Origin of the sequence: Paenibacillus montaniterrae, assembly GCF_018403185.1 — a bacterium.
In the GTDB taxonomy this organism is placed as follows: Bacteria; Bacillota; Bacilli; order Paenibacillales; family Paenibacillaceae; genus Pristimantibacillus; species Pristimantibacillus montaniterrae.
On the sequence record NZ_BOSE01000009.1, the window covers coordinates 93,938 to 112,374 of the forward strand.

15 protein-coding genes are annotated in these 18,437 nt (G+C 48.0%); 10 read left to right on the forward strand and 5 right to left on the reverse strand.

Features of this window, described 5'->3' with window-relative positions; translation table 11 throughout:
* Nucleotides 1-379: 379 nt before the first annotated feature.
* The 6 genes from KJS52_RS20680 (at nucleotide 380) to KJS52_RS20705 (ending at nucleotide 8,911) form a co-directional block, all read left to right on the forward strand.
* Nucleotides 380-2,077, forward strand: coding sequence for an ABC transporter substrate-binding protein (locus tag KJS52_RS20680; RefSeq protein ID WP_213519077.1), 1,698 nt, complete (start codon nucleotides 380-382; stop codon nucleotides 2,075-2,077).
* Between the two features lie 98 nt (nucleotides 2,078-2,175).
* Nucleotides 2,176-3,147, forward strand: a complete 972-nt coding sequence (locus tag KJS52_RS20685) for an ABC transporter permease (protein WP_213519079.1) — start codon at nucleotides 2,176-2,178, stop codon at nucleotides 3,145-3,147.
* A 24-nt stretch (nucleotides 3,148-3,171) separates the two neighbouring features.
* Complete coding sequence (locus KJS52_RS20690; RefSeq protein WP_213519081.1) at nucleotides 3,172-4,098, forward strand: carbohydrate ABC transporter permease; 927 nt, start codon at nucleotides 3,172-3,174, stop codon at nucleotides 4,096-4,098.
* An 85-nt stretch (nucleotides 4,099-4,183) separates the two neighbouring features.
* Nucleotides 4,184-6,253 (forward strand): alpha-glucuronidase family glycosyl hydrolase, encoded by a 2,070-nt coding sequence (locus KJS52_RS20695; RefSeq protein WP_213519082.1) that lies wholly within the window; start codon nucleotides 4,184-4,186, stop codon nucleotides 6,251-6,253.
* A 62-nt stretch (nucleotides 6,254-6,315) separates the two neighbouring features.
* Nucleotides 6,316-7,314: an endo-1,4-beta-xylanase gene (locus KJS52_RS20700; RefSeq protein ID WP_213519084.1), complete on the forward strand. Its 999-nt coding sequence runs from the start codon at nucleotides 6,316-6,318 to the stop codon at nucleotides 7,312-7,314.
* A gap of 28 nt (nucleotides 7,315-7,342) precedes the next feature.
* Entirely contained in the window at nucleotides 7,343-8,911 is a 1,569-nt protein-coding gene (locus tag KJS52_RS20705) for a glycoside hydrolase family 43 protein (protein ID WP_246563825.1), read from the forward strand.
* A gap of 169 nt (nucleotides 8,912-9,080) precedes the next feature.
* On the opposite strand, the gene KJS52_RS20710 is transcribed toward KJS52_RS20705, so the two are convergent.
* The 5 genes from KJS52_RS20710 to KJS52_RS20730 all read right to left on the reverse strand — a co-directional run bounded on the left by KJS52_RS20710 (nucleotide 9,081) and on the right by KJS52_RS20730 (nucleotide 12,577).
* The gene (locus KJS52_RS20710) at nucleotides 9,081-9,929 is read right to left on the reverse strand and encodes a DUF4097 family beta strand repeat-containing protein (protein WP_213519086.1); all 849 of its coding nucleotides are present in this window, start codon (nucleotides 9,927-9,929) and stop codon (nucleotides 9,081-9,083) included.
* 1 nt (nucleotide 9,930) lies between these two features.
* Nucleotides 9,931-10,476, reverse strand: coding sequence for an HAAS signaling domain-containing protein (locus KJS52_RS20715; RefSeq protein ID WP_213519088.1), 546 nt, complete (start codon nucleotides 10,474-10,476; stop codon nucleotides 9,931-9,933).
* On the reverse strand, nucleotides 10,469-10,798 hold the full coding sequence (locus tag KJS52_RS20720) for a PadR family transcriptional regulator (protein ID WP_213519089.1): 330 nt from the start codon (nucleotides 10,796-10,798) through the stop codon (nucleotides 10,469-10,471). The genes KJS52_RS20715 and KJS52_RS20720 overlap by 8 nt, the downstream gene beginning before the upstream one ends.
* Nucleotides 10,799-11,017: 219 nt before the next feature.
* Nucleotides 11,018-11,551 (reverse strand): hypothetical protein, encoded by a 534-nt coding sequence (locus KJS52_RS20725; RefSeq protein WP_213519091.1) that lies wholly within the window; start codon nucleotides 11,549-11,551, stop codon nucleotides 11,018-11,020.
* Between the two features lie 54 nt (nucleotides 11,552-11,605).
* A complete protein-coding gene (locus tag KJS52_RS20730) occupies nucleotides 11,606-12,577 on the reverse strand; it encodes an AraC family transcriptional regulator (RefSeq protein WP_213519093.1) in 972 nt (323 codons plus the stop codon).
* A gap of 126 nt (nucleotides 12,578-12,703) precedes the next feature.
* On the opposite strand from KJS52_RS20730, the gene KJS52_RS20735 reads away from it, so the two are divergent.
* The 4 genes from KJS52_RS20735 to KJS52_RS20750 all read left to right on the forward strand — a co-directional run bounded on the left by KJS52_RS20735 (nucleotide 12,704) and on the right by KJS52_RS20750 (nucleotide 18,426).
* Nucleotides 12,704-14,047, forward strand: a complete 1,344-nt coding sequence (locus KJS52_RS20735) for a glycoside hydrolase family 30 protein (RefSeq protein ID WP_373871377.1) — start codon at nucleotides 12,704-12,706, stop codon at nucleotides 14,045-14,047.
* Between the two features lie 108 nt (nucleotides 14,048-14,155).
* Nucleotides 14,156-15,988, forward strand: coding sequence for a sensor histidine kinase (locus KJS52_RS20740; protein WP_246563827.1), 1,833 nt, complete (start codon nucleotides 14,156-14,158; stop codon nucleotides 15,986-15,988).
* Nucleotides 15,985-17,022, forward strand: coding sequence for a response regulator (locus KJS52_RS20745; protein ID WP_213519097.1), 1,038 nt, complete (start codon nucleotides 15,985-15,987; stop codon nucleotides 17,020-17,022). The genes KJS52_RS20740 and KJS52_RS20745 overlap by 4 nt, the downstream gene beginning before the upstream one ends.
* A 96-nt stretch (nucleotides 17,023-17,118) precedes the next feature.
* Nucleotides 17,119-18,426: an ABC transporter substrate-binding protein gene (locus KJS52_RS20750; protein ID WP_213519099.1), complete on the forward strand. Its 1,308-nt coding sequence runs from the start codon at nucleotides 17,119-17,121 to the stop codon at nucleotides 18,424-18,426.
* The last annotated feature ends 11 nt before the right edge of the window (nucleotides 18,427-18,437 follow it).

Sequence of the window (18,437 nt, forward strand, 5' to 3'; positions counted from 1 at the left end):
CTTGAGGATGCATTGCTCCGGAGCGCTGAAAAACGAAGTGTGTCGCCTTTAACATCGTAATGCCACCTTAAAAATTCAAATAAGAGTATTACGATTTAAAAAGCGACTTGAGGATGCATTGCTCCGGAGCGCTGAAAAACGAACGTGTGTCGCCTTTAACATCGTAATGCCACCTTAAAAATTCAAATAAGAGTATTACGATTTAAAAAGCGACTTGAGGATGCATTGCTCTGGAGCGCTGAAAAAGCTTGGCCCTGATGAAGCTGCAAGACCTATATTTTTCAAAGAACGAACTAAAGTTTAATGGGTAACGCTTGCATATTGCATCTTTTATACTGAAAGTGCTTACAAAAAACGATGTTGGAAAGGGGAAAAAGAAATGACCAACAAGAGATGGTTAAAGACGGGTCTAGCGGCTGTAATGGCATCTGTGGTGCTTATTACAGGCTGCGGCAGCAATGACAATAACAGCAGCAGCAAAACAAACAACAACGCTGCCAATTCCGGCAATACTGGCGAGGTTAGCACAGAGCCGGTAACTTATACGTATTTTAGCTTCAGCAGCGGCAAGGATGTAGTTGCAAGCGAAACCACAATCGGTAAAATCCTCCAGGAGCAAACGGGTGTAGACTGGAAAATGGAATACGCGGTTGGTGATGTCGCAACAAAATCCGGCGTTATGATTGCAGGAGGAGATTACCCTGATGTGATCGTGCCAGAGGGTGAAATCGACAAATTGCTGGATGCAGAAGCGTTCATTCCGCTAAATGACCTGATTGAAAAGCATGGCCCTAATATTAAGCGTGTTTACGGCGATTATATGGACAAGTTTACTGCCGATGACGGCAATATTTATATTCTGCCTTTCTCTGCTAACCAAGGCTACATTAGCGAGCCAGGCGTTTCTCAAGGCGCATTCTGGATTCAACGCCGCGTGCTGAAAGAGTTCGGCTACCCTGAAATTAAAACGCTTGATCAATACTTCGATCTAATCGAGCAATATCAAGCAAAATATCCAACAGTAGATGGCAAGGATACAATCGGCTTCATCACCTATGCGGGTGTAACCGACAACTTCTTTACGATTACTAATACGCCGATGCACTTGGCTGGTTATCCAAATGACGGCGACGTTCTAGTCGATATGGAATCACACGAGGCTAAAGTTTATGCTGCAACGGACTATGAAAAACAATGGCTGGCATCGTTGAATGAATTGAACAGCAAAGGCTTGTTCGATCCGGAAACATTTACAGCGAACAAGGACCAATACCTTGCTAAGCTTACTTCCGGCCGCGTGCTTGGCTACTTCAACTATGCATGGCAGGTTGGCGATGCAACGAACAACCTGAAAACTGCTGGCAACGATGATTTGCGTTATGTTGCGCTTCCAGTTGTATTTGACGAAAACACGAAAGACCAATACATTGATCCACCTTCCTTCGTAAATAACCGAGGTATCGGTATTTCTGTAAGTGCTGACGATCCAGTCCGCATTATTAAATACTTTGATAACCTGTTGACAGAAGAAAACCAAAAGCTTGTGCAATGGGGTGAAGAAGGCGTAACGTACTCCGTTGATGAAAATGGACGCTTTGTGATGAACGACGAGCAAATCGCAAACCGCAATGACAACGAGTTCAAGCGTTCTTACGGTTGGCAGTATTTTGAGTACAGCTGGCCGCGTTACGGCAACTTCTCTGTATTCGAGGATGGCAACTCCTACGCTGTAGGCAACCAGCCTGAGGTTGCATATGCAGGCTACACAGAAGGCGACCGTGCAATTCTTGATGCATATGGCGTTCAAACCTTCTCTGAAATGTTTGCTGAGCCAGACGAGCGTCCTTGGTATCCTGCTTGGAGTATTAATATCGCTCAAGGCTCTCCAGAGCAAATTTTCAAACAAAAAGCTACTGATCTGCAGCAAAAATACTATCCGAAATTAGTATTTGCGGCTCCATCTGAGTTTGAATCAGTTTGGAATGAATACGTCACTGAATACAATAAGCTGGACGTTGCTGGTTATGAAGCATTCGTTACAGAACAAGTAAAAAATCGTGTAGCAGGTAACTGGTAAGAAGCTATAAACAAACAAGGAAAAGCGAAGCGAGCCTTCGCTTTTCCCTTCTAACCGTTGGAGAGAAGCACGCATTTTTTGCCGGAAGGGAGTAATTCATGGTGGGGAAACATACAAGTCAAACCGTTGTAGCAGCATCAACAGCTACTGGCTCCTCGCGCATCGCGAGATTTTTTAAGCAGCTATCTAAGCAAAAAATGCTTATGCTTATGTCTCTGCCGTTCTTAATCTGGGTACTTATATTCAAATACGTTCCGCTATATGGCTGGACGATTGCATTCCAGAAGTTTAGACCAGCAAGAGACTTGTTTAATCAAGAATGGGTAGGACTTTCAAACTTCAAGTTTTTATTTCAGGAAGAAGCGTTTTACCGCGTCCTCCGCAATACGCTCGTCATGAGCTCAATCAATCTCGTACTAGGCTTTGTAACAGCAATTGTACTCGCAATATTGCTCAATGAGCTTCGCAATATTTTATTCAAAAGAACGGTTCAAACTATTAGTTATTTGCCACACTTCATTTCATGGGTCGTAGCGGCCAATATTGTGCAAACAGCACTAGCACCAGAGGGCATCATTAATATTTTGCTATTGAAGCTAAATCTGATTGATCAACCTGTGCTGTGGCTCGGTAAGGGTGAATACTTCTGGAGTATTCTCGGAGCGACAGAGGTATGGAAGAATGTTGGGTGGAATACGATTATTTACTTGGCTGCGATCACAACGATTGATCCGGCGCAGTATGAAGCTGCTGAAATTGATGGAGCAAGCCGCTTCCAGCGTATTCTGCACATTACGCTTCCAGGTATGAAATCGGTTATCGTAATTTTGTTGATCATGAACCTAGGGCATATTCTGGAATCGGGATTTGAGCCGCAATACCTGTTAGGCAATGGTATGAACGTGGACTATTCCGAAAACCTTGATATATTCGTCTTAAAATACGGGATGAACATGGGCAACTATGGTTTGGCAACCGCTGCTGGTATGTTTAAGACCGTTGTCAGCTTCATCTTCCTAATGGCTGCTAATAATATAGCAAAACGATTAGGCGAAAGCAGACTGTACTAATCATCATGCAAGGAGGCTATCATCATGAGTCGAGCCAAATCATCTCGTAAGCTGTACTCAACCGTACCGGACAAAATATTTGATGTGTGCAACATTATTTTTATGATTTGCTTAATGGTTGTGACACTGTATCCGTTTTTGAACATGTTCGCGCTGTCGTTCAACGATGCGAATGACTCGATTCGCGGCAGCATTTATATTTGGCCGCGTGTCTGGACAACGGCAAACTATGAATATATTTTCAATGAATCATCTGTATTCCATGCTACGCTCATTTCAGCGCTGCGCACCATAGTAGGCACGATCATATCGGTGTTTTGTACCGCGATGCTTGCCTATACAGTAAGCAGACAGGAATATGTGTTGAAAAAATTTGTAACAATCGCATTCGTATTTACAATGTACTTCAACGGTGGTTTGATTCCAAACTACTTGCTAACGAAAGAGCTGGGGCTGTTAAATAACTTCTGGGTATATATTATCCCTGGCATTATCGGCGTATTTAATATGATCGTCATTCGCTCCTTTATCGAGGGCTTGCCAGAAGGGATTATGGAATCGGCAAGAATTGACGGAGCAGGCGAGTTTACGACCTTTATGAGAATTGTTCTGCCGCTTACAGTTCCAGCGCTTGCAACGGTTTCCCTGTTCGTTGCAGTTTCGCAATGGAACTCATGGTTTGACGTATTCTTATATAACTCTTCACGAATTGAACTAAGTACTCTACAATATGAGTTGATGAAAATATTATCGACATCTAACACTGCAGCTAATTCCAGCGGCTCAGCAGCCGATGCTTTCGCAAGTGCTCAAGGGAATATTACGGCAGTAACACCAACCTCGATTCGCGCGACGATGACGATCGTAGCCAGCGTGCCAATCATTTTGGTTTATCCGTTCCTGCAAAAGTACTTTGTTAAAGGCATGACGGTTGGCGGTGTTAAAGGCTAAGGCACAAATGAAAACATAACTGAAGGCTGTGTCCGTTCAATGGGAGCGTACACAGCTTTTAGTGCTAGAGAGGACGATAAAACATATGAAGAACAACGGGTATGATGCATGGCTAAGGTATGATAAGGTAAAGGATGATGGGCTGGCAAGCCAATACCGCGAATGGACAGCCGAAATTGTCGCAAGCGAGGCGGCGGTCGAGGGACCGGTAGCTTCTGCTATTAAGGAGCTGCAGCTTGCGCTGCCAAGGCTTATCGGGCAAACGCCGAAGCTGGTGGAAGAGAAGGCAGCGTCCAAACGCTTCCTCGCAATCGGCACATTGAACAGCTTCAGCTATGTGGAGGAGGCTGTACAGGGGCCAATTGCTGCGCTGAACGATGATGAAGGCTATCTTCTGAAAACGATTACGGCAGCAGACTGCTCGTATCTGGTCGTGACAGGCAAAACCGAGCGCGCCGTGCTCTATGGCGTATTTCACCTGCTGCGCTTAATGGCGCAAGGGGAAAGCATACAGTCGCTGCAGCTTGCCGAGCAGCCGAAGTACAGACTGCGCATGATCAACCATTGGGACAATATGGACGGCAGTATTGAACGCGGCTATGCAGGACGCTCGATTTTTTACCGCAATAATGAGCTGCTTGTCGATTCTCCAAGGATTGTCGATTATGCAAGGCTGATGGCATCTATCGGAATTAACGGCATTGCGATTAACAACGTTAACGTGCATCGTGCGGAAACCTTTCTAATTACGGATAAGCTGCTGCCTCAAGTCGCACAGTTTGCCGCTATTTTCCGCAGCTACGGCATTAAGCTGTTTTTAAGCGTCAACTATGCAGCGACGATTGAGCTGGGCGAGGTTGACACAGCAGATCCGCTTGATCCGCGTGTGCAGGAGTGGTGGAAGCAGAAGGCCGAGCAAATCTATAGCGTCATCCCTGATTTTGGCGGCTTTGTTGTGAAGGCAGACTCGGAAAATCGTCCAGGGCCGTTTACGTACAATCGCGACCATGCTGACGGCGCCAATATGCTGGGCGAGGCGCTGAAGCCATATGGCGGACTTGTGCTGTGGCGCTGCTTCGTTTACGATTGCCATCAGGATTGGCGAGATCGTTCAACAGACCGTGCGCGAGCTGCATATGATCATTTCAAGCCGCTTGACGGACGTTTTCTCGACAATGTCATTTTGCAAATTAAAAATGGTCCGATGGACTTTCAGGTTCGTGAGCCAGTATCTCCGCTATTTGGCGCGATGCCGAACACAAATGCAGTGATGGAGTTTCAAATTACGCAGGAATATACAGGTCAGCAGCGTCATGTATGCTTCCTTATTCCGCAGTGGAAGGAAGTACTGGAGTTTGACACGAAGGTGAAGGGCGATGGCAGCACTGTTAAGGAAATCGCGGCAGGCAGCATTCATCCGTATGCGCATAGCGGCATTACCGCAGTTACAAATGTTGGCGATGATGACAACTGGACGGGGCATCATTTGGCGCAGGCTAATTTGTACGGCTATGGACGGTTGTTGTGGAACCCGGAGCTAAGCAGCGAACAAATTGCGGAGGAATGGGTGCGAATAACTTTCCCTGACTCTGATGCTGTGCAGCAGCTGCTGGTAAAGTTTTTGCTGGAATCATGGTCGATTTACGAGAGCTATACATCGCCGCTAGGCGTTGGCTGGATGGTGACGCCGCATTATCATTACGGGCCAGACATTGACGGCTATGAATATTCCAAATGGGGCACGTATCATTTTGCTGATCATAAAGGCATCGGCGTTAATCGTACGGTTGCCAGCGGAACAGGCTACACGAGCCAGTACGAGCCAGAACATGCTGCCCGCTATGAAAGTCTGGAGACTTGCCCTGATGAGCTGCTGTTGTTTTTCCACCATGTGCCGTACACGCATGTGCTACATTCAGGAAAAACGGTTATCCAGCATATTTACGATACGCATTTTGCCGGCGTTGAGCGAGTGGAGTATTGGATTGAGCGCTGGAAGGAGCTTGCCGGCGAGGTTGATGAGCAGCGCTTCGCCCATATTAGCGGACGTTTGCAGGAGCAATTGGAAAACAGCAAGGAATGGCGAGATATTGTCAATACGTACTTTTTCCGCAAATCAGGCATAGCGGATGAAAAAGGCCGCACGATTTATTAAACCAGGGCGCTGACGCAGCTTTAGTGTACGCGCGATCATAATTGTAAAAAGGAGAGAGGAAGATGAATCAGGTACCAAAGCTTTGGGAAGTGTATAAGGATTATTTCGATATTGGCGCAGCAGTCAATCTGAATACGATCAAGAGCTCCGAGCAGCTGCTGCAAACGCATTTCAACAGCATTACGGCAGAAAATGATATGAAGTTTGTTAGTGTGCATCCCGAGGAGCAGCGCTATACGTTCGAGGCTGCCGATGCGCTGATGGACTTTGCGACAGCTAACGGCAAGAAGATGAGAGGGCATACGCTTGTATGGCATAATCAAACGACAGAATGGGTGTTTGAAGGCGAGCATGGTCAGCCGGCTACGCGCGAGCAGCTGTTGGCGCGCATGAAGGCGCATATCGACACGGTGGTTGGCCGCTATAAAGGCTTGATCTACGCCTGGGATGTTGTGAACGAGGTCATTGAGGACAAAAGCGATGTATGGCTGCGCGATTCAAAATGGCTGCAGCTAGTTGGAGAAGACTTCATAGCCAAGGCGTTCCAATATGCGCATGATGCAGACCCGAATGCATTGCTGTTCTACAACGATTACAATGAATGCAACCCTGTAAAGCGCGATAAAATTATTAAGCTGGTGCAGTCGCTGCAAGAGCAGGATGTTCCGATTCACGGCATCGGCCTGCAGGCTCATTGGAATTTGTCGGGACCAAGCATAGCGGAAATTCGCGAGGCGATTGAAAAATATGCGGCACTTGGCCTACAGCTGCAAATTACCGAGCTTGATGTTTCTGTATTCAACTATGAGGATCGCCGTACCGATTTGACGGCGCCAACCGCTCAAATGCTGGAGCTGCAAGCTGAGCGCTATGCTCAAATTTTTGAGCTGTTCCGTGAGTACAAGGATGTCATTACAGCTGTTACCTTCTGGGGAGCGGCTGAAAACTATACATGGCTGGACGACTTCCCGGTGAGAGGCCGCAAAAACTGGCCGTTTGTATTTGACGAGCAGCAGCAGCCAAAGCAATCGTTCTGGCGTATTGTTGATTTTGCCAAGTAAGCACAAAAGGAATAAGGAGAAGATCATATTGGTTAAAACGTACACATACACCAACCCTGTGCTCCCTGGCTTTTACCCTGATCCGAGCGCGATTCGCGTCGGAGAGGACTATTATATGGTGACGAGCACCTTTGAATATTTTCCTGGCGTGCCGATTTTCCACAGCAAGGATTTAGTGAATTGGCAGCAAATTGGTCATGTGCTGCACCGTGAAAGCCAGGTGAATTTGCTGGAGCGGCAAAGCTCGCAAGGCATCTATGCGCCGGTGCTGCGCTATTATGATGGCGTGTTCTACATGATTACGACCGATGTTTACGGGATTGGCAACTTCTATGTGACGGCAACCGATCCCGCTGGTCCGTGGAGCGATCCGATTCGCATCCCATATGGCAATATCGATCCTTCGCTGTTTTTTGATGATGATGGCAAGGTGTACGTATCTGCACAGGCTGGCTTTGGCGATACATCGCATATTATCCAATATGAAATTAACCCGCAAACCGGCGAGGCGTTAACCGAGCCTGTCGTCGTGTTTGAAGGGGATGAGGGGCCTTGGGTTGAGGGGCCGCATTTGTACAAAATGAACGGCATGTACTATATGATGACAGCTTCAGGCGGCACAGGGCCGATGCATCGGGAAATTATCGGGCGCAGCAGCAGTCCATATGGTCCGTTTGACATGCTGGAGCATCCGATTTTAACGCATAATGCGCTGCACGATCATCCTTTGCAGTATACGGGTCATGCTGAGCTGGTTGATGATGTGGACGGCAACTGGTGGGCGCTGTTTCTCGGCGTGCGCTTGCGCAATGAACGCGGCAGCGTGCTGGGAAGGGAAACGTATCTTGCTCCGGTTGCGTGGGTGGACGGCTGGCCGATGATTGACAATAACGAAGGGCATGTTGGGCTGCAGATGGAGGTCACAGTACCATCGAAAAGCGCAGCTGATCAGGTCATCGTGCAGCACGAACAGCCTCGGCAGGTTGTAACAACCTTCTCGTCACAGCAACCGCTCGGGTTGGAATGGATCTATACGCGCGTGCTGCCAACTGAGGATGCGGTCAGTCTTGACGCTAATGAAGGGTATTTGACGCTGGTCGGCAACAGCAAATCACTTCATGATGGCCATAACACGGTCTACGTGTGCCGCAGACAGCTGCATCACGTGATGCGTATCGAGACTAAGCTGAGCTATTTGCCGCAGCAGAATGGCGAAGCCGCAGGCATTGCTGCGCGCTTAAGCGATCATAGCTACTATGCGATCGGCTTGACAAAGCAGGAGGGCAAGCTTGGCGTACAGGCAACGCTAATGCGCAATAAGCAGGCAGAGCGGGCTTTTGCAGCAATCGACGAAGCTGCTTTTGCCAGCAAGAACGAGCTGCAGCTTGCGATTGAGGCTACGGAGCAGAATTACACTTTGCTGTATTCGCTTGATGGAGAGAGCTGGGAGCTTCTTGCTTCCGCACCTGCGAGTGGAATTTCCCCAGACGCTGACGGCTCATTTACCGGCGTAACGGTAGGAATGTACGCTCATGGCACGACTGAGCACAGCTCAGCACCTGCGCGATTTGCCAGCTTCAAGTACGAGTCGCTGTAAGTTTTATTAATATAAGCACGACAGGCAGCTGCCCCATAAATCTCTGGAAGAAAACGTAATAGCGAAGGAGCAAAGCAATTCCGAAAAAGCGACTGCGGAATGCTTTGCTCCCTGGGGCGTGTCTGAGAACTCCGAGGCCACTAAGCGGGTTTTCAGACACGGCCTAGTATTATTGCTTTATAGTAATACTTCCTGAGCCAGTATGAATGGCGATCAGCTCTTGAGATGTGCCGATCTGCTCGGGCATTTTAATATCGCCTGTTTTAGTGCTTACATCGTAGGAGCCGGCAAAGTCTTTGGCAGCAGTAAACTTCACATCGCCAGAGGAAGTCGCAACAGAAGCGCTGTTAGCTTCCTTCTGCACTACGGATATATAGCCGGATTTGCTTTCGGCTGCAAGCTCGCCGCTTAAATTTCTAATTTTAATATCTCCGGAGCTGGTCGTAGTCGTAAGCTTGCTTGCAATATTCTCTAATTTTACATAACCAGAATGAGAGATTACCGAAGCTTCAGTCGCTTGCACATCGCCCAAGGCGATATCGCCAGAACGAGTTTCAATGCTTAGCTCATCAACATTTGCATCATATACCTTCGTGTTGCCTGAAGCTGTATTGACCTGCAGCTTGTCGAGAGCACTGGACTTTGGCAGACTTACCTGTACGACGATTTCTGGTTCGGTGAAATTAAACTGGATGAGCTTAAACTGCTTCGATCTACGCAAATCCAACTGCAGAGTTTGAGCAGTCATTTCAGTGCCTTCAATCCTTTCCACGACAAGAGGCTCCGTTTTGCCGGAAATGATTACATCTGCCAAGTCGCTGCTGCTTTCGCTAAACTCGATTTTTACATCAGATGAATTTCCATCAATGATCAACTCGTTTAGTTGATCGCTCGTAACCGACCAGCTTTTCTCAAAGTGAACGAGTCCATTGTCATCGAAATCGAATTTGTTAAATGCTAATCCGATAATACCTACAGCAATAAGTAGGGATGCCAGAATCCAAAGCTTTTTCCTCATTCTATCTACCCCCTCTAATTATGCTCATATTCCAATTGATGTAGGAAACGGTCACCTTCTTAAGCCGTGCTCCTAAAGAGAAGACGCCCATCGCGAGCATAATTCCTAAACCCGTCATCGCAATGGTAGCGAATAATTTGCTGCTGCTAAAATAACTGTTGTAAACAAAATCAAATAGCGCAACAAGAGGGGAAAGGATAAGCAAGGCTGAGCCAGCAACAAGACAGACCCAAACCGCCCAGATTGCCAGGCCTAGCGGGACAACGCATAGCACAAAATTAAGCATGAATAGTCCAATGCAAGCCATAATCGATCGTGAACGGCTATTGCTGCTAATTAGCGGCTGGTTGCGATTATATTCTGCCAGCACCTCTGCTGCAATCTCATGTGGATTGCCGAGCTCCTCGGAAATTTCCTCTTCAGTCTTGCCTGCATTTTGACCAAAGGCATAGTGATGCTCATAATCCTCCAGCAGCTCATTTCTTTCCTTTAGCGGCAAAGAGCTGAGCATTTTACGCAATATCGATAAAAATTGCGCTTTATTCATTAGCTGCACCTTCCTTTAATAGTTTGGAGACGCTTGATACGAACTTATTCCACTCCTCGACCATGGCATTCATATATTGCTCGCCTTCCGGGGTAAGGACGTAATACTTTCGTGGAGGCCCTTCATTGGATTCCTGTAAATAGGTTGAACAATGGCCATCAGCTACAAGTCTTCTAAGCAGTGGATAAAGTGCTCCTTCCGCCACCTGGATATATTGAGAAACCTGCTGAGCTAACTCAAAGCCATAGCACGGCTTTCGATGAATGAGAACAAGAACACAAAGCTCTAGTGCGCCTTTCTTGAATTGAACGTGAATATCCACCTTCTCACCTCACTTCTATCAACGAACACAAGGATGTAGCAACTATTATTCACTACTGTATTATATTCACTACCTAGCAATCATTATAACTGCACCAGATAGCTATGGCAAGTGAAAAAACTGCAGCTATCCGACTTGACGATTACTCGGATAACTGCAGCCTTTAACTTACTGCTTTATGAGGACTTAGCCTTAAGGGCCTTAAGGGCCTTAAGGGCTTCACTTTGCGGACGGCCCGGCATTTTTTTGCTGCTGCTCGATAAGCTGGCGCAGCTCGGCAAGGGTATGAGTGCCAGCAATGCCGCTCACCTTTACATCGATTTCCAGCTCATCCGACAGCGTTAGCTTGCCCTCCGACACTAGCGATTGTGAGTTGGCATCGGCAACGACATACATCCTTTCCTCTGGCCTATGCTGTAAAAACAACAGGTAGGTTCCACCCAGCTTAACCTTGTCAACGGATTGATAGAGTGTAATCGTATCGCCAGTCGGCTTGCCATACAATGTCTCCTGCAAGCTTAACTCAGCAAGCTGTACAACCTGCGAGACGTCTTGACCGCTGACCTGCTTGACGTCAGTGACATGGGTCAGCACAATTGCGTCCGTCTTCCCATTGATCATTTCCGCAAATGTGTAGGTAGGCCAATCCGCTAAAGTCGCAGGCTCCCTGCGTGGTGTGCTTTCATTGGAGCAGGCTGCCAGCAGCAGCACGACCATCATCAGGCTAGCCAATAAACGCCATACATGCTTCATATACAATCCCTCCTTAATTGCTTGAAATAATGATTAAGCTTACGCCTAGCGGCATTACTTTAGCAGCTGCTTGCGATACTCCAGCGGACTAATTCCAGTCCAGCGCTTGAATTGACGGCTGAAATGTGATAAATGACTGTAGCCTAGCTGCTCGGCAATATCGGTGAGCGACAAATGTGCTTGCTGGATTAAAACTTTAGCCTCGTGAAGCTTTAGCTCCGATAAATATTTACGAGGTGAAATGCCATATACGCTTCTAAACACCTCGAGTCCGTAGCCGCTGCTAATGCCTAGCGACTCAATGAGCGCCTCTACCTTCAAATCTGCAAGGCTGCTCCGCTGTTGACTTGCCGCATGCTGATTAAAATACAGCTTTAGTCGTTCTGCGATCATTTTCGCGTAATGGATGGCAGTAGAAGTTAGCGGTTGGGAGCCGTCATTTGCCCCTGACTGCCCTGCCAAGCGAGTGAGCGCAACACACAGCTCAAACAGCACCATTTGCAGCTGAAAATGATCTGTGCTTGTGTAGGCTTGCTCCGGCTTAAACATGCTTAGCCACTTGCTGATGATCTCCTGCAGCTGCTTGTTCAGCTCTGTGCCGCTATGATAAATTAGCTGCTGACGCAGCAACTGAATACGAAATAACGGATCATCGATATGAAAATGAGCACAGAAATAAGTTAGCCCATGCTCATACTCGCAGCGGTTCAAATGCTCAATGCCGGATGGAATGATTATAATATCTCCTTTGCCAAGCTCCAACTGCTCGCCATAAATCGTTGTTATCTGCTGCCCGTCGAGTACCTGCAGTACTTCAAAGCCAATATGCGATTCGAGTGGAGCAGACCAGCCCTTGCCGACTCGCTGTACATGTCCACCGTAAAATTTAATGTTCCAATCGATGCTCGGCAGCCATTGATAAGAAGTGTGCTCATCTTCCTTGCTTCCGGCAAACTGTTCAGCAGTAAAGGAAGCACGATCAAGCAATTTTGCGTCGGTTAGTTTGGCGGGATCATTTGCAGCCATCACAGTTGCTCACCTCGGATTTGGGTAAATTCTACTTGGTTTTCTCCCTCTTGCAAGAGAACGCTTTCCATTATACTAGAGCTAATTTCAAGATAAAGCAAGCTACATGCTTTGAACAGGAGGATCATGATTATGGATAATATGGTTTGGGTGACTAGTACAGAGAGCCAGCAATGGCAGGAGAAAAACGACTTTCATGTCGCACAGGGAGCTAGCAGCGGGCTGAGCTTAACCGATCACGAGCATCAAAGGCTGCTAGGCTTTGGCGGCTGCTTTAATGAGCTAGGCTATGTCGCGCTGCAGAAGCTGCCGCAAGCAGAGCGCGAGCAGCTGCTTGACCGATTGTTTTTACCGACGAGCGACCAGCGCTTCGATATTTGCCGTCTGCCGATTGGAGCCAGCGACTATGCGCTGGATTGGTACAGCTTGAATGAAACGGCTGGCGATTACGCGATGGAGCATTTTTCGATTGAGCGCGATAAGCAATATTTGATTCCATACATCAAGGCAGCGCTAGTGCGCAATCCGCAGCTGAAGCTGTTTGCTTCGCCGTGGAGCCCGCCAACCTGGATGAAATCCCCGAAAGCATACAACTACGGAACACTTCGCTTCGAGCCACAAGTGCTGCAGGCCTATGCGCTTTATTTCGTGAAGTTCGTGCAGGCTTATGCAGCAGAGGGCATAACGATTCATCAAATCCATGTACAAAATGAAGTCGTCGCTGATCAAAAGTTTCCTTCCTGTGTCTGGACAGGCGAGCAGCTTAAACTGTTTATACGCGATTATTTGGGTCCGGCGTTTAAGCAGCATGGCATTACAAGCGAAATTTGGCTAGGCACGATTAATGCGCCGGAGGCATGGGATGAGTGGATGAAAAAGAAGGAAACAGATTTCAATGGCTACGCCAATACGGTGCTGAGTGATCCCGAGGCTTATCAGTATGTAAAGGGAGTCGGCTATCAATGGGCGGGCAAATATGCGATTCAGCGCACGCAAATGAGCTATCCGGAGCTGCAATATTTGCAAACGGAAAATGAATGCGGCGATGGAGAAAACACATGGTTTTATGCGCGCTATGTATTCAATCTGTACCATCATTATTTTATTAATGGCGTGAACGGTTATATTTACTGGAATATGGCGCTGGAGCCTATGGGGATGAGCACATGGGGCTGGAAGCAAAACAGCATGGTTACGATCGATCCACAGACCAACCAATATAAGCTGAATCCGGAGTATTATGTGATGAAGCATTTTGCACATTATGTAGGAGCAGGAGCAACGCGCCTGGGCTTGCAAGGGCCTTGGTCCGGAAATGCGCTTGCTTTCCGCAACCAGCATGGCTCGCGTGTAATCGTGCTGGCCAATCCATTCAAGGCCGGGCGCAGCATTTCGATTGGGCTGGGCGATGGAAGGCTGCTGCAGCGCACTTTAGAGCCTGAATCCTTCCATACGATTGTGCTTTCATAAGGAATCATTTTACAGCTGCTAGCGTCTTCACACCTATGTACTTGCGGAGCACCGTCTGCTATAGTTGCTTTACTGAAAGTCAAAGTCGCTCAGGAGGGTGGGTCTTATATGTTTAGACAGCGCTTACATTCACTGCTGCAAACGCTGATGCTGCCTTTTAAACGCAGCATCAGGACTCGACTAATTATTACGATGGTGCTGCTTGTTATTCCGCCTACGATAGCCGTTACGCTGCTGGCAACAACCAATTCCAGACAAGCAATGGAGGATCAAGTCATTCAAACGAATCTTTCCAATATGAAATGGACGGGCATTTACCTGGATCAGCAGTTTGACCAGTTGAACAGTCTCATTTACTCGGCCCTGATTCATCCTGATATGTCTGCTTACTTGTCTAATTACGGCAATCAGTCGCTCTCGGAGCAATACAGCGATCAGCGCAATATTTCGAATTTGATTACGAATATGTATTATTCGGCAGGCAATTATATGGTTGGTGTTGACATTTATGTTGATGATCGCAAAAAGCTGTTTCGCTATAACTCTTACGAAGCGTCCGTTAATTCGTTAACAGCTGCACCAGAGGTTTTCAGCCAGCTGGTCGAGCAAAACAAGGACTTTATAGTCCATACTGACGAGGAGGATCGCAGCAAATTTCGCATGATCCGCAGCATCAATCGCTTTGAAAATCGGCAGAAGCAGGGCTACATTTCGCTTGATGTGCGCTGGAGCATGATGGATCAAACGCTTGATTTGCTTAATCAGGGCAGCAATCATCCGATTTTGCTCGTCGATGGCAGCGGAGAGCTGCTTTATCAGTCCTCCGGCGAACAATTGTCGGCCGACATATGGCGCCAGGTGCAGCAGGTACAGCAGGCACAGCAACAGCAAGCGCAGCAATCAGCAGGCGGACCATACTATCTAGCCGCAGACGGCGCTTATATCTTTTATTACCCAAGCTCGGCGCTTGAGCTGACACTTATCAAGGTCATCCCGAAAAGCTTTGTTCATCAAAGCTCGATTCAAACGATGAAGTACGGTCTCATAGTCGGCATCGTATCCGCGGTGCTGTCGATGCTCATTGCTGCATTTCTCGGCTGGCAAATTTCCAAGCCGATTGTACAGCTGGCCCATTCAATGCGCGGCTTAAGCTTTATGCGCAGACAGGAGCAGCAGCCGATAAGCTCAAGAATCGATGAAATCGGCTTGCTGGAGGTTAAGCTGCACAATATGCAAAATCGCATTCAAGAACATATTTTGAATGAATATCAGATGGAGCTGGACAAGAAAAACGCCGAGCTGCGCGCCCTGCAGGCGCAAATCAACCCGCACTTTATGCAAAATACGATGCAAATGATAGGCAGCATGATTTTCAGCAGCTCGCCAGAGCAAAGCTATCAGATGATTCGCTCGCTTAGCGACATGTTCCGCTATGTGCTGCGCGAGCCGGATGAGCTGGCGACAGTGGAGACAGAGCTTAAGCATGTGCAAAATTATTTGACGATCCAGGAGCAGCGCTTTGGCGGACGGCTTAAGGTAAACATGGATTGTGACGAGCGCTTCCTGCAGGCGCGCTTGCCTAAGCTGACACTGCAGCCGATTGTAGAAAATGCCTTTTTCCATGGGCTGGAGCCCAAACAAGGGGATTGGCAGCTTCATATTTCCACACAATTTGCGGCCGATAGAGACACGCTGTGCATGTCCATCCGCGACAACGGAGTAGGGATGAACAGCCGGCAGCTGGCGCAGCTGCGCGCACGGTTAGCCTTCAATGAGAAGGTGCTCTGGACGAGCGGCAAGCAAATCGGATTGGCTAATATTGCTTCACGCATTCATATACAATTTGGCAGACGCTACGGCATTGAAGTGAACAGCTCAGAGCAGAACGGAACAGAGGTTATGGTCAAAATACCTGCAGCAGACAAGGGGGATGTGCAATGATTAAAGTGATGCTTGTGGATGACGAGCCGTGGAATCGTCAAATTGTAAAGCGTTTTGGCGCGTGGGATGAGCTTGATATGGAGATCACATATGAGGCCAATGATGGCGCCGAGGCAATCGACTATATGAAGCAGCAGGCGCTGCAGCTGGTCATTACCGATATGAGAATGCCGGGCGTTGACGGTGGCAAGCTGATGGAATATATTTGCCAGCACTATCCCGACACGCAGCTGATCGTGATTAGCGGCTATGATGATTTTGAATATGCGCGAAAGGCGCTGCGCTGCAACGCCGTTGAATATTTGCTGAAGCCGATCGACAGTCACGCTTTGAATGAAGCGCTGCGCAAATGTCGTGAGGCGCTTTTGCAGCTGCAGGCGGTTGTCGACGTATCGCTTTTCTATGCGATGGACGCCTACAAGCAAAGCATTGAGCAGGCATTCCACAAGCTGCAGGAGCAGCAACTGCAGCATGTATTGACGCAAATGGCAAGCAAGTGGACCAAGCAGCAGCTGCCCGCCGGCTTGCAGCAGCAGCTTTACGAAGAGCTGCTGCGCTTTGCACGGGAGCTGGCCGAGCGGCATAATCTTGCAACGTCTGCAGCAGACCGGCAGCAGGAACCTGGCGCTCCGCCAAAGCTAAGCTGGGATGAGCTGACTGCCTGCTACCTGCAGCTGCTCAAGCAATTAATTGATCAGCGCAAATTCAAATCCAGGCTTAATTTGCTTGAGGTTAAAGGCTATATTGAGCAGCATGCGAAGCAGCCGCTCACGCTGGAGGAGCTGGCGAGTACATTTTTTGTCAGCAAGGAGTATTTGAGCAAGCAATTCAAGCAGGAGTTTGCTGTCAGCATCACCGACTATATGACGCAGCTTAGAATGGAAGAAGCAAGGCAGCGAATAGAGGAAGGCAAGCTGTCGATTAAGGAAATAGCCGAGTTGGTAGGCTATGAGGATGTGACGTATTTCTATCGCGTATTTCGCAAATATTTTGGCGTAGCACCCGGCGAGATGAGAAAGCAGCATGAGGTTTAAAATAATCCAATCCAAGTGATTAAATCTGTCCAATTTCAAAATGAAAGCGCAATCTTATAATGAAAGCGTAACCAAATCATTTGGGAGGTCATGATTATGAAAAAGATAGCAAGCCTTATGACATCATTAACGCTGGTTGCCGCATTGCTGGCTGGCTGCGGTTCAGGAGGGAACGGCGGCAATGGCGCGAGCAGCCCCAATTCCACGGACAGCAATGTAGGGTCGGGCGGCAAAAGCGTCACGCTTAAAGTATTTATTGCCCAGCCGCGCTTTAAGGAGCAGTATGATAAGCTGGCGGCCGATTTCACCGCAATGATGAAGGAGACGCAAAATACCGATGTTACGGTGCAGCTTGAGCTGCCAAACTCAGATAATGCGGCGCAAATATTGAAAACGCGCCTGGCGTCGAATGATGCGCCTGACGTATTCTCGCTGCATGCGATTAATGAACTGCCAACGTTCTACAAGGCAGGATATTTGGAGGACTTGTCTGATCAGCCATTCGTTGATGTGCTGCTGGAGGATGTCAAGAAATCTGTAACGACTACGGATGGCAAAGTTGTCGGAGTGCCGCTGGAAACGATGTCCTGGGGCTACCTGTACAATAAAGATCTATTCGAGCAGTATAAGCTGGAGGTGCCGACAACTGTTGCGGAGCTAAGAGAGGTTGCCGAGCAGCTGAAGGCCAATGGCGAGACGCCGTTTTTGCTGTCCTATAAGGAAGCATGGATTCCGCAGCTTGTTCTGCCGCTTGCAGTAGGCGCGCTGATGAAAACAGGCAATGAGGATTTTGTAGATCGCATGAATAAGGACGAAGGCTCCTTCCAGGAAATGAAGGAGATGTTTACGGTGTTTGACTTGATCAGTGAATACGGAACTGATCGTGCGCTCGAGGTTGGCGGTGACGATGGAGCAGCCAAGTTTGCAGCAGGCGAGGCGGCAATGTGGCTGCAGGGGCCTTGGTATGCGGAAACGATTCTAAAATCCAATCCGGATATGAGCTTCGGCGTTGCGCCGCTTCCAATCAATGATGACCCGAATGCTACCCTTATTAATTTGAGCGCATCGACTACGCTTGCCGTATCTCAAGCGAGCAAGCAGAAGGATGTAGCCAAAGCATTTTTGAATTTCGTGATGAGTGAGGAATATTCCAGCGGCTTGTTTGAATCGTTAATGTTCAATCCGACTGCAACAGTTCATACGTATGAAAGCTATCCTTGGGTGGACGATGCGACAGTATATGTGAAGGAAGGCAAGGCTTATCAGGATCCATCAATTCCGCAAGCGGTGAAGGATGAGGTTGGCAAAGGCTTGCAATCTTATTTTGCAGGCCAAATGACGCAGGATGAAGTGCTTGATGCGCTGGACAAAGCCTGGAAATCGTTCAATAAAGTCAATCAATAACGCGCTGAATT